At 43.9% G+C, this 12,185-nt stretch carries 13 protein-coding genes and 1 pseudogene; 8 read left to right on the top strand and 6 right to left on the bottom strand.

All coding sequences use genetic code 11. The annotated features are described in order from the left end of the window. Positions 1-536 precede the first annotated feature (536 nt). The 4 genes from F6J99_RS32505 (at position 537) to F6J99_RS32490 (ending at position 2,760) form a co-directional block, all read left to right on the top strand. Positions 537-1,004: an ABC transporter ATP-binding protein gene (locus tag F6J99_RS32505; RefSeq protein ID WP_293119210.1), complete on the top strand. Its 468-nt coding sequence runs from the start codon at positions 537-539 to the stop codon at positions 1,002-1,004. Between the two features lie 483 nt (positions 1,005-1,487). Further along, complete coding sequence (locus F6J99_RS32500) at positions 1,488-2,075, top strand: HlyD family secretion protein (RefSeq protein ID WP_293119208.1); 588 nt, start codon at positions 1,488-1,490, stop codon at positions 2,073-2,075. A 42-nt stretch (positions 2,076-2,117) separates the two neighbouring features. Further along, positions 2,118-2,273, top strand: a complete 156-nt coding sequence (locus F6J99_RS32495; protein ID WP_293119206.1) for a hypothetical protein — start codon at positions 2,118-2,120, stop codon at positions 2,271-2,273. Between the two features lie 298 nt (positions 2,274-2,571). Then, the gene (locus F6J99_RS32490) at positions 2,572-2,760 is read left to right on the top strand and encodes a hypothetical protein (RefSeq protein ID WP_293119205.1); all 189 of its coding nucleotides are present in this window, start codon (positions 2,572-2,574) and stop codon (positions 2,758-2,760) included. Positions 2,761-2,795: 35 nt separating this feature from the next. Here the strand turns inward: F6J99_RS32490 and F6J99_RS32485 are convergent, their stop codons facing one another. Then, positions 2,796-3,170: a cytochrome c gene (locus F6J99_RS32485; RefSeq protein WP_293119204.1), complete on the bottom strand. Its 375-nt coding sequence runs from the start codon at positions 3,168-3,170 to the stop codon at positions 2,796-2,798. Between the two features lie 455 nt (positions 3,171-3,625). On the opposite strand from F6J99_RS32485, the gene petG reads away from it, so the two are divergent. Next, positions 3,626-3,739 (top strand): cytochrome b6-f complex subunit V, encoded by a 114-nt coding sequence (gene petG, locus F6J99_RS32480; RefSeq protein WP_070395274.1) that lies wholly within the window; start codon positions 3,626-3,628, stop codon positions 3,737-3,739. A gap of 50 nt (positions 3,740-3,789) precedes the next feature. On the opposite strand, the gene rsmD is transcribed toward petG, so the two are convergent. Next, the gene (rsmD, locus tag F6J99_RS32475; RefSeq protein ID WP_293119202.1) at positions 3,790-4,329 is read right to left on the bottom strand and encodes a 16S rRNA (guanine(966)-N(2))-methyltransferase RsmD; all 540 of its coding nucleotides are present in this window, start codon (positions 4,327-4,329) and stop codon (positions 3,790-3,792) included. Between the two features lie 73 nt (positions 4,330-4,402). Beyond that, complete coding sequence (hisH, locus tag F6J99_RS32470) at positions 4,403-5,059, bottom strand: imidazole glycerol phosphate synthase subunit HisH (RefSeq protein WP_293119200.1); 657 nt, start codon at positions 5,057-5,059, stop codon at positions 4,403-4,405. Positions 5,060-5,126: 67 nt separating this feature from the next. On the opposite strand from hisH, the gene F6J99_RS32465 reads away from it, so the two are divergent. Together F6J99_RS32465 and F6J99_RS32460 are read left to right on the top strand one after the other, a co-directional pair. After that, the gene (locus F6J99_RS32465; protein WP_293119198.1) at positions 5,127-5,636 is read left to right on the top strand and encodes a peptidase C15; all 510 of its coding nucleotides are present in this window, start codon (positions 5,127-5,129) and stop codon (positions 5,634-5,636) included. 95 nt (positions 5,637-5,731) lie between these two features. Next, entirely contained in the window at positions 5,732-5,926 is a 195-nt protein-coding gene (locus tag F6J99_RS32460; protein ID WP_293119196.1) for a hypothetical protein, read from the top strand. Positions 5,927-6,446: 520 nt separating this feature from the next. On the opposite strand, the gene ylqF is transcribed toward F6J99_RS32460, so the two are convergent. Both ylqF and F6J99_RS32450 read right to left on the bottom strand, forming a co-directional pair. Then, a complete protein-coding gene (gene ylqF / locus F6J99_RS32455; protein ID WP_293119194.1) occupies positions 6,447-7,313 on the bottom strand; it encodes a ribosome biogenesis GTPase YlqF in 867 nt (288 codons plus the stop codon). Positions 7,314-7,440: 127 nt separating this feature from the next. Beyond that, positions 7,441-7,857 carry a universal stress protein gene (locus tag F6J99_RS32450; RefSeq protein WP_293119192.1) on the bottom strand — a complete coding sequence of 139 codons (417 nt, stop codon included), beginning with the start codon at positions 7,855-7,857 and terminating at the stop codon, positions 7,441-7,443. 190 nt (positions 7,858-8,047) lie between these two features. Between F6J99_RS32450 and F6J99_RS32445 the strand changes: the two genes are divergently transcribed. Continuing rightward, complete coding sequence (locus F6J99_RS32445; RefSeq protein ID WP_293119190.1) at positions 8,048-9,253, top strand: phosphoglycerate kinase; 1,206 nt, start codon at positions 8,048-8,050, stop codon at positions 9,251-9,253. Between the two features lie 299 nt (positions 9,254-9,552). Here F6J99_RS32445 and F6J99_RS32440 read toward each other — a convergent pair. Then, positions 9,553-12,185: pseudogene (locus F6J99_RS32440) on the bottom strand (hypothetical protein); the annotation flags it as partial.

Below are 12,185 nucleotides of genomic sequence, written 5' to 3'. Positions count from 1 at the left end.
GGAATCGGGAATCGGGAATCGGGAATCGGGAATCGGGAATCGGGAATCGGGAATCGGGAATCGGGAATCGGGAATCGGGAATCGGGAATCGGGAATCGGGAATCGGGAATCGGGAATCGGGAATCGGAGACAATAATTATTACAATTTATTTAGGATTAATATCTAGTAATTACTATTGAAATAATTAATCATAACTTATAGCACCAGATATTTTAATTATGAAAATGGTACAAAAAAATAATTGTTTTTAAAAATTTGCAATAATAAATAACTTAGGTTGAATGCTAAATACTCTGTTCCCTGTTCCCTGTTCCCTGTTCCCTGTTCCCTGTTCCCTGTTCCCTGTTCCGTCTTCCCTGTTCCCTGTTCCCTAAAAACCTAGCAAGATGTACTGAATAAAGTCGCCAACCGCTATATGAACAATGAACCTATTTTCCAAGTGCGTGACGTGACTAAAACCTATCAGATGGGGGAGGTGAATGTTCAGGCACTAAAATCAGTTACTATTGACCTCTATGCAGGATAATTTGTAGTATTGCTTGGTCCGTCTGGAAGTGGCAAGTCCACTCTGCTGAATATTCTCGGAGGACTTGATGTTCCCTCCTTCGGACAAGTCAAATTCTATAATCGTGATCTATCAAGTGGTGATGATCGTGCTCTTACCCGCTTCCGTCGGGAGTGCGTCGGTTTTGTGTTCCAATTCTATAATTTGATTCCTAGCTTGACGGCTCAGGAAAATGTTGCTTTGGTGACCGAAATTGCTCCTCGTCCGATGCGTCCTCGGGAAGCTTTGGGACTAGTAGGACTAACCCATCGCCTTAACCATTTTCCAGCTCAATTATCTGGGGGTGAACCACAACGGGTTGCGATCGCTCGTGCTATTGCCAAACGTCCTCAAGTGCTCCTATGTGATGAACCAACCGGAGCATTAGACTTTCAGACCGGTAAGCTAGTATTGAATGTATTGGAGCGAGTCAATCAGGAATTGGAACTACTGCTGTAATTACTCACAATGCTGGAATTGCGGCTATGGCAGATCGGGTGATTACCATGGGTAGTGGTGAGATTATTAGTGTACATAGTAATCAGACTAAGATTGCTCCTGAAGATTTAGAGTGGTAAGTCAACGATTGAGTATGTTAAGAATTGAATCAAATTACCTAGCTCGATAGAAAACCGGAGCTATAAAAGAACTAGAGGGAGTCAGAAAGTAAGAGACTTCCCAAGGAGGTGTCAGCTATGATGGCAATATTATTAACAACTTTGTTCGTTTGCTGTCTGTTCGCCTTGACATTAGTGTGTGAAGCTTTGTTTTATAAAGAAGAACAGCAGTTATAAAAAATGGAGCGTTCCTTAATAATGGAATGATTTTAAGAGTTTTTAGGTGCCATTGACCTATTAAGAATTAAATTCGCACCAACGGGCTCGCACCTGTGGAATGGGCATCTTGCCTGTTCCTGATATTTTCGGTTGGTCTTAGACTTCCATGAATTCCCTAGACCGTAAACTCTTACGTGACCTATGGCAATTGCGAGCTCAGGTGATAGCGATCACATTAGTAGTAGCCCGTGCTGAAATCTACTCCCCAATTGATGGTTATGTCCTACGAGTCAATGAGGAAAGTGCTCGGTATGTACAAGCCGGAACCCCCCTGTTGGAACTAGGGAATCCTGCCGACCTAGAGATTGTCGTTGATTTGCTTTCTACTGATGCGGTCAAAGTCAAGCCAGGAGCAAAAATGCTCATTGAACATTGGGGGGGAGAGCGCACCCTAAACGCTCAGGTGAAGTACGTCGAACCCTCAGGTTTTACTAAAATTTCAGCTCTTGGGGTAGAAGAACAGCGAGTGAATGCGATCGCTAATTTTGTAGATTCCCCAATTCCTTTAGGTGATGGCTACCGGGTAGAAACACGGATTGTAGTTTGGGAAAGCTCAGATGTGCTAGTCGTTCCCTTAAGTGCCATTTTCCGCTGCGACTCACAACAACATAGCTCCTTTGACTCCATTGCCCAAAATAGGGATGATTTGTCTGTCTCTGGAACAAGGAAAACACAGGGAACTAACCAATTTTAAGATCATCAAGGGAGTATCAACTTCCAGACCTGGTGTACCTTTGTGGTGGAAAACAACCAAGCGAAGAAACGTCAGATTATAATTAGTCAGCGCAGTAATCTTGAAGCAGTGATTGAACAAGGACTTCGAGAAGGAGAAATAGTGATCTTGCATCCCACTGAGCAAATTCAGGAAGGAAAACAAGTTGCACCCCGTTGACTAGCTATCGTTTCACTAGTTATCATATATAATTTAAATTTCTATAATTGACATTTCAAATGTTAAACTTAATTGATAGTAAAAGCGATGGGCCTTGGTGAATTCAGGTATAATTTCAAATTACCGTACGCTAAATCACCAATCAATGAGCAACGCCAGAAATGCTATAAGTCAATCAACATTTAACGGGCATATTTTTTCTTCAGCGCTCTTCATCAACCTTAAACCTTGGCCAATAGCCCACCCGTGCGCGTTCAACCTACCCTACTCAAACGCCAAAGCCTAAAAACCTTAAACCTTGGCCAATAGGCCACGCGTGCGCGTTCAACCTACCCTACATCGAATCGCCTTGGGGGAACAACCTATCCTACACCTGACGCCCTTGGGGAAAAACCTTCAACCTTGGCCAAAAGGCCACGCTACGCGAACAACTTTCAACTTTCAACTTTTAACCTTTAACCTTTATTATTTAACCTTTATTATTTAACCTTTAACATTTAACATTTAACCTTCAACCTTTAGTTACAATTGTTCCAGGTAACTCAACAGGTCTGCCATATCTCTAGTCTGAGGTTGAAACTTAGGCATTGGTGGTGTTCTACCACTGATCACTTGCTGAATCAGGCTGACGTCAGACTTTCTCTTAGAGATACTCAGTAGACTTGGTCCTACATTGCCATCCCCGTTGGCTCCATGACACCCAGCACAGTTGATTTGAAAAATAGCATCACCTCGGACTGGATCACCGTTGAGGGACAAAACCTTTTGTACATAAGGATCGGAATCCTGCATCATGGGAATTCCGATCAGGCTAAGACTTATAGCAAGCAAAGCCACTAGTACTATCAAGGTGACTCGCCGCACTAGAACTCTAGGTTGGACCAGCTGGTTTTCCAATGGGTCTCCTGTCAAGTTGACTATCGATAAAGCGCTTGTAATCTTGATAAAACTGAACCATTGATTAAGTTGTGTTAAGCAATGATAAGTGAATACTTAGACTAAGTATTATTTTTATTTATAAACATAGCTTAAAATTTATGGAGTCATTAATCAAGATCTTGTGGTGTATTTGTATTATATGCTACACTATCCAAATTTCCATATACCTGATACTAAGGGAATAGATCTAAGGTATACATTTTAGTATATAAGCTGGGATATAGGAAAAAGTACTCAAGTCAACTCAGGGCTTAGGTCATGAGGTCAGAGCCTCCTGAGTGTGACTGAACAATGTCAACCCATGGAACTCACAATGCTTGATAAATAACTGTTTGACCACCAGCAGCACCCTAAGGTTGATCAGACCTAGTAATATGAGAAACAGGTAAAAAAACTTAATTAGGAGACTTAGTGTGGTAGAACCGTTGCTTGTTGGGATTGTCCTTGGCTTAATACCTGTTACTCTATTGGGGTTATTTTTTGCTGCCTATATGCAATACCAACGGGGTAACCAACTTGGGGGTTAGTTTTTCCTTCCCAGAGCTGATCAACCCCTGATCTAAACCAAACCTCTGACCTAAACCAATGGGCAATAGAAGGTCAAGGCAGTATTGCCATAGACCTTCTGGCGACAAATTTCTAAATTGGGGATTGGTTGTGGTTGCCAGTAGTTAGAGCTATGCTCAACAGCTAACTCACCATCGCTGTCGAGGAGCTGGTATTGAGCGATCGCATCTAACACTGGCTGGTACAAATCACTAGCGTAGGGGGGGTCAAAATAAATGTGGTCAAACTGCTGAGGAGCCAAGGTTTTCAATCGCCTGACCACATCCCCCTGCAACACCCGAAATTCTTGCTGCGCCTGAGCCATCTGTTGCCAGTTTTGACGAATAATTGAGCAAGCTTTTGCCCATTTGTCAATCCCTACCACCAAAGCAGCTCCCCGACATAGAGCCTCAGCACCCATTGAACCACTACCAGCACATAAATCCAGCCATCGGCAATTCCCTACACTGCCTTGCCAAATATTAAATACTGCCTCCCGCACCCGTGCTGGTGTCGGGCGGGTAATTTGTCCTGGCAAAGTTTTCAGTTGGCGATTGCCGTAAATTCTCATCCAAAAACAGGACAGTGGGGAGCGTGCTGATTAAATCAGTAGTAGTAGCAGCATTTTAAATGAAGAATAATTGTCAGGCTTTGGTAGCAAGTGTACGATCATTGCAGTAACTCTTAACCTCAGCCACGAAATTAGACAAAATAAGGAGTCCTGTAGTAGAAGACTTTTCCGGGTGAAACTGTACTGCTACGACGTTATTGTAAGCGATCGCAGCCGTCACGGTTTGACTCCCATGAGTAGTAGTTGCAGCTCGAATCCCAGGGTCAACTGGGTCAACATAATAAGAATGGACAAAATAGACTCGGGGATTGCCCGATAAATGCTGCCAAAGGGGACAATCCGGTTGAGTAAACTCTAGCTGGTTCCAACCCATATGGGGAATCGTAATACTCGGTTCTCGACGAAAGCGCCGCACTGTCCCAGGCACAATCCCTAATCCAGGTTCTGTGCCTTCTTCACTAGCCTCAAACAGAATGTGTAAACCTAGACAAATACCTAAAAAGGGTTTACCGCTGGCAATAGCTTGTTTAATCGGTTGCTCCAGGTTACGCGATCGCAAATGTTGTATCGCTGGGTCAAACGCCCCCACTCCCGGTAGTACCACCGCATCCGCCTGTGCTATATCTGCTGCTAAATCTGTCACTAAGGTAGTTGCACCAGCTTTCTGTAACCCTTTACAGGCAGAGTGCAGGTTCCCCATGTCGTAGTCTACAACCGCAATTACTGGCATTAACCTGCTTTCCCTTACATTTACATTGGAATATTCAAGCTATTTTTATTTTAATTGGTTCTGTTGAATGAACAAAAAAATCCTCCTGACATCCTTTCAAACCTGGCTACCGGATCAGGTATCTAACTCCTCCGATGATTTATTAGGAAAAATTTCTCAAATCACTGATTTCTCTGCTTCCCTGACTTTTCTAAGACAGTTGCCCGTTGATATTGCCAAAGCTAGTGCTCAGGTAATTGCCACAATTGATCAAATACAACCCGATCGGATTATTTGTTGTGGAATGGCTACTAAACGGCACAAATTAACCGTCGAATCCTGTGCTAGTCGTGAAGATGACTGCCTTCAAACCCCAGTGAACTTAGAGAAACTAGTAGCTGCCTTGAGTGGATGTGAGATTAGCCATGATGCTGGTAAATTTGTCTGCGAAGGACTCTATTACGAAGTGTTGAAGTATCTTGGAGAGCATCACCTCAATACTTCTTGTATCTTTGTTCATGTGCCTGTGCTGAATCTAGACAATTTGCCTGGTATTTTGGCTGATTTTAGGATAATTTTGGAACAAATGGCACAATAGACCTCGCTGCTGTTGTTGGCAACTTCGGATCGGGTAACTTCCGATCAGCAGACAATAATTAAGAAAAACAGTATCAGAAAAGCGATGCAGCAGCGATGCAGCGCGGTCTTGGGGGTTTCCCCCATGAGCGACTGCATCAAGACAAAGTAGCGCTGTCAAAGGGAGCCACTGGGATCTTGGGGAGGCGCTGCCGTGGCTTCCCCCAATTCGGCACGGCATCAAGACAATACTTTTGCGATAGGTCTAATCAAGACAACCGTCAACCGTCAACAAATACAAACTTTAGTTAAGAAATATTTATGCTTATAGCAGTATCTATTAATACAGGTAAACAGAGCTTACGCAATTCAGCCATCGACACACTACCTGTAGGGGTTAAAGGGTAACTGTTAACACTACCTGTAGAGTTCTTGCGTAAGCCCTGCATCAGCTGTTTCGGTGCTCAATACTGATTATAGGACTGATTGAAAAACTTTTCCCTCGGCAATATTACTTAAGTTGTTTACGCTAATTAGCTCAAGTCATCTGTCTCAAGTTAGGTTTAGCTCCTCAATTCGCTTCCTCGCTTAAGTTCTGGTATTTCTTTTTCAAGAGATATTGACAATATTGGTTCAATAAGACTTAAATTCTTTCCTTTTATAGACAAACATATCCATAGGGAACTTAGGCCCCCTAGAAAGACTATCTAGAAAGACTCCCTAGTAATACTCCCTAGTAGGACGCTCACTAGCTAGTACTCACTAGTAGAATCGGGCTTGTAATTTTACTTGTGTAGATGCTGTAGATGCTAAGAAATTACATTGGTGTTACTTAGGGTAGTACTTCTGGTGGTACTTCCAATGCAATTGCTCCGAGTAAACCCTTACGAAAATCACCCAATAGTTGCCGCGCTGTACGTTCGATGTTTCCCTGATAGCGATAGTCGGCTAGACCATGTAAGTAATCTTCAGCGGTCAATGGGTTTGGGTCTAGTTGGTACCTCTTTTGTAAAGAAGACTTTAATAAAAGAGTGTACTCCTTCATATTATCTAAATCTTTCAGGAATGCAACTAGTGCTGTTGCTACCCGTTGGTTGTCGTAAGATGCTTCACCAATGTCATCACAGATAGCTAACTTGAGCGCCTGCTGCTGATTGTTTAACTTGGCAGGAATAACACCAGGAGCATCAAGTAGTTCAAGTTGGTCAGAAATACGTATCCAACGCAATTGGCGTGTCACACCGGGACGACGAGCACTCTCTACCACACGACGTCCCAAAAGTCGATTAATTAAAGCAGATTTACCGACATTGGGAAATCCAATTACCACAGCTCGGACAGGACGAGGTCGCATTCCCCGTGAGCGCCTACGTTGATTGATTTCCTCCCCAGCTGTCTGGGCGGCTTTAGCCACAGCGCGGATACCCTTACCCTGTTGAGCATTAGTGAAATAGGGGATATCCCCTTGCTGTTGAAACCACGATTCCCAAAGTTGGCGCATCCTTGGCTCAATCATATCCACCCGGTTAATCACTAACACCCGAGTTTTATTACCCACCCACTGCTCGGTTTGAGGATGATGAGTAGAGAGGGGAATCCGAGCATCCCGCACCTCTAATACCACATCGACTCGCTTCAACTGTTCCTTGAGTTCTCGCTCGGCTTTGGCAATGTGTCCGGGATACCACTGGATTGTCATGAGTTATTAGCCATTAGTCATTAGTCATTGCTGATTAGTCATTGGTCATTAGTTAATTGAAAATCGACCATTGGCAATTGACAATTAGTAACCAAGCAATTTTATTGAACCAATGACTAATCACAAATTAGGGAATAATCAAAACTGGGCAAGGGGACAAATTAATCACTCGATCGGCCACGCTATTAGCTATACCTTCATCTGTCAAGCCTAGCCCCCGAGAGCCCATGACAATTAAATTTGCCCCAATTTCGTCAGCCACATCGCAGATCACGAAGGCAGGCTTTCCTTCCCGCTCCAGGGTTTTGGCTTCAATTCCTTCCTGAGCAAATAGTGCTTTGGCACCGTTAAGCAGTTCTGTTACTGCTTCAGGGGATGTCATTGCTTCGGAAGCAGCAGCTGTACCCTGGCTAGGGTCAGGTTTTTCAACCACTGACAGCAGATATAGATTGCTGCCGTACTTTTGCACTATGTTCCCAACAACCTCAGCAGCTTCACGGCTTTCTCGACTTGAGTCAATGGGAAATACAACGGTATTGAACATATCACAGATTTCCTCCAGGATCCGGACTCCGGTAAAATGTGAACGGTCTTAACAAAAGAATACCTTTTGTCCTGGTCATTCAGCTGGTGACTTACCAGTTAATGTACAGCGACTCTCTGACGTCAAATCATCCGGCAAGACGGCTGATAGTCAGGGATTAGCAGGCAATAGCAATTAGGAGATTAATACTGTGTCCAAGAAAAGTGTAGCCAATTTAAGTGAATCAGATTTAGCCGGAAAAACGGTATTGGTCAGAGCAGACCTGAATGTACCCCTGGATGACAATGGCACCATCACCGATGATACTCGCATTCGTGCTGCTTTACCCACTGTTCAAGATTTACTTAAGAAAGGGGCAAAGGTAATCCTGTGTAGCCACTTGGGACGACCCAAGGGACAAGTCAAGGAAAGCTTGCGTCTAACCCCCGTTGCTAACCGTCTTTCGGAACTGCTGGGTCAACCAGTCACCATGTGTAAAGACTGTGTTGGAGACGAGGTCGCTGCCCAAGTTGGTGCTTTGGCAAATGGTCAGGTGGCTTTACTGGAAAATCTCCGCTTCCACGCTGGGGAGGAAAAGAATGACCCAGAATTCACCAAACAGTTGGCATCCCTTGCTGATTTGTATGTCAATGATGCCTTTGGAACAGCCCACCGGGCTCATGCCTCTACTGAGGGAGTCACCCATTACCTGAGTCCTTCTGTAGCTGGGTACTTGATTGAGAAAGAACTGCAGTATTTACAAAACGCTGTAGAAAATCCCGAAAAGCCTCTAGCTGCAATTATTGGCGGCTCTAAGGTGTCCAGTAAGATTGGGGTGATTGACACTCTACTGGAGAAGGTGGATAAACTGCTAATTGGCGGTGGAATGATTTTTACCTTCTACAAGGCCCGTGGTATGAGTGTGGGTAAGTCCCTGGTGGAAGACGATAAGCTCGATTTGGCGAAATCTTTAGAAGCTAAGGCCAAAGAGCGTGGTGTACAATTGCTGTTGCCCACCGATGTGGTCATCGCAGATAATTTTGCCCCTGATGCTAATTCCCAGACTGTCAGTATTGAAGCTATTCCCGATGGCTGGATGGGTTTGGATATTGGTCCAGATTCTGTCAAGGTGTTTCAGGAGGCTTTGGCAGATTGCAAAACTGTGATCTGGAATGGTCCGATGGGAGTGTTTGAGTTTGATCAGTTCGCCAAGGGCACAGAAGCGATCGCAAACTCTATGGCTGAGCTGACCAAGACAGGTGCATCTACCATCATTGGTGGTGGTGACTCAGTAGCTGCCGTGGAAAAAGTTGGTGTTGCTGAGCAAATGAGCCACATTTCCACCGGTGGTGGTGCCAGCCTTGAGTTACTCGAAGGTAAGGTTCTACCTGGAATTGCTGCTTTAAATGATGCCTAACTATTTTTTAACGCATTGTTTTAAATAATAGTTTTCAATAGGGAGATAGCATTTCTGTCTCCCTATTTAGCATTGTCCCATAGCGGAATATTTTTTGCTGTTCGGATCAATCAGCATTAGTTTTTAGGATCTATTTGGAAATACTAGATTGGGACTAAGGGCGAAAAATTCATAAAAAACAGACCATAGCGTAAACGTCACCATCAGTGATTTTGTCTTTGGTAAACCTCATCCAACCTTCAACTTTGAACTTTCAACTTTGAACTTTCAACTTTCAACTTTCAACCTTCAACCAAAAGTTATTCCCAACTTTGGAATTGATTCATCCAAGCTGTAATCTGATCACGGCGAGTTTCAAAGGTAGCGGCAATCCAGATAAACCCAATTCCGACAAACAGGGCTACCACCCATTTAGAAAATGGATAATCAACGCTAAAAATCAGTAGTTGGTAGATAGCATTAATTAAAAATGTTCCAGTTCCAATATAAAGAAATGCTCTTACTTTCATCGCCAATCCAGCAAAAATTAGCACTACACTAATTCCCCCAGTTAATAACCCAAGCCATTGAGCAGTCCAAAAGGAAACCAAACAAATCATACTAGTCCCGATTAACCGGAGATTGTGACGTATTTGTTTTTGGGGGGGTTGGCTTAGATAGGGATCGACTTGGGCAATATAGAGTAAGGATAAACTCAAGGGGAGAACATACCAAAGAGCAGCAGTTAAGTGTAATTGTTCAAACCAGCGGAGCAACATCCAGTCAATTACTACTACACTGATAAAGGTAAACCGAATTTGCTGATTAAAAATTGCGAGAATAATATAGAAAGCTGCGATAATCAGCAAACTAGCTAAATTACCGCTATAGGGATTTTCGCCAATAGCAATCAGGGGGATTAAGAAAGCAGCAATTTGCCAAGGACGTTTCGACCAACCCCAATTTTCCCAAGGTAGGAAATACAAAAAGTAAGCGACTAAGGATGCGATCGCACCTTTCCAAGGCACTAATGGTCCCGATAACAGACGCGCCACAGGGGTATTAATCCAATACAGCCGCATCCCCCATGCTTCAACAAAACCTAAATAAACCCAGATTTCTCCAAGCAAGGGATTGGAGCGATTCCGTCCTTGAGAAATAGCATAGATAACTAAAAACGCACCAGTACTAAATCCCAGCATCATGGCGGATTCAATGGGCTCAGTTGTTGCTGCTATTAACAAACAACTACTCCATACCCAATGGAGATGGGAAATAACCTTTAGTTCTTTGGGGGTAAAATGTAGATATCTTTTCAGCCAAGGAGACAATACCCGATAGGCGTACATGATACTAGTGCCAAGCACGGCCATTATAATCAATCCATCCCCTTTTGCTCCTCCTCCTAATTGGGATAATTGATAGAACAACAGTTGATAGGTAGAAACCGATATCCCAAATAGAGCAAGGTAAATTAGAGGTTTAAATTCTGCACGGCGACGCCCTACCCCAATCGCAATTATTGCTAGGGCAAAAGACAATAAACCTGTCCAATTGGTAAAGTTTCCCCAACTTAAGAGCGGTCCTAAGCTACCGTATAGCAGGGGAATAATATGCCAGCTACTAGGTAGTTTGTCGAGATTAGATCGGCGTCGCCACCAATCTCCTAACAATTGAGCAATTAGTCCTAATATTATATTGGCAATGGCTAAATTGATCAGTGAATGCTCAAATAAGCCCAGCGCTTCTGTTAAGCCCAGCGTTTCTGTAGTTAACAGTTCCACACTCCAACCAATCCCATAAATAGCCCAGTTGGATGGATAAGGAAAACTGCGATAGGCGATCGCTCCTAAGGTCACTGCATTTACAATGAGCATAAACCATGTTGGTGACCCAAACCCAATGTAGACTATCAGAGAATAACAAGTCAGCAGAATTAGCTGAAAAATAAACAGTGCGATCGCCCACCCATCCATTGCTTGTGCATAGAGTTTTGGGAGGTTAGTTTGTTGTTCGCGTAGCGTGGCCTTTTGGCCAAGGTTAGTTTGTTGTTCGCGTAGCGTGGCCTTTTGGCCAAGGTTAGATGGTTGAAGGCTAGATGGTTGAAGGTTAGATGGTTGAAGGTTAGATGGTTGTTCGCGTAGCGTGGCCTTTTGGCCAAGGTTAGATGGTTGTTCGCGTAGCGTGGCCTTTTGGCCAAGGTTGGATGGTTGTTCGCGTAGCGTGGCCTTTTGGCCAAGGTTGGATGGTTGTTCGCGTAGCGTGGCCTTTTGGCCAAGGTTAGATGGTTGTTCGCGTAGCGTGGCCTTTTGGCCAAGGTTGGTTTGTTGTTCGCGTAGCGTGGCCTTTTGGCCAAGGTTGGCTTGTTGTTCGCGTAGCGTGGCCTTTTGGCCAAGGTTGGCTTGTTGATTTGAAGTTTTTAATTGTGATTGCTTATCTTGTATCTTGCTAATACGAAGTAACCAGCTTTGCCATAACCATAAGGTTAAAATAGCGATCGCTCCAACAACAAACCAATCTTCTCCGGACGGTTGGGGAAAGCCAGGGATGCCATCCCAAAGCAGGAACCCGACTAAGCTGATGCCACATCCTACGGTAATTGCTGCTGATGTTAATTGCTTTAAATAGCTGGTGTTAACCAACATCAGTGCTGTAGCGATCGCTAAACTGATTAACCGCATTCCTGGTATTCCTAGGATCAGGAATTGGGATAGGATTACAGCAACTACACTCAACCGGATCACAAACTTGTCTTGAGGGGGTTGCCAACTGCGATAACCACGTGCTACTCCAGTCAGAGATAATGGAGTGATTAGCCACAACAGACCCCATGCTCTCAGGTAACTATCTGGGTTAACGTCGTAGGCACTATAGTTAACACACAATAATACATAACTCAGACCAGCTAAAGTTAAACCTAAGTGCCAAGCACTCTCTCGCCAGATCTTGACAA

This window comes from Moorena sp. SIO4G3 (assembly GCF_010692305.1).
Lineage (GTDB): Bacteria > Cyanobacteriota > Cyanobacteriia > Cyanobacteriales > Coleofasciculaceae > Moorena > Moorena producens_A.
This window is presented reverse-complemented; position numbering and strand designations above follow the sequence as displayed.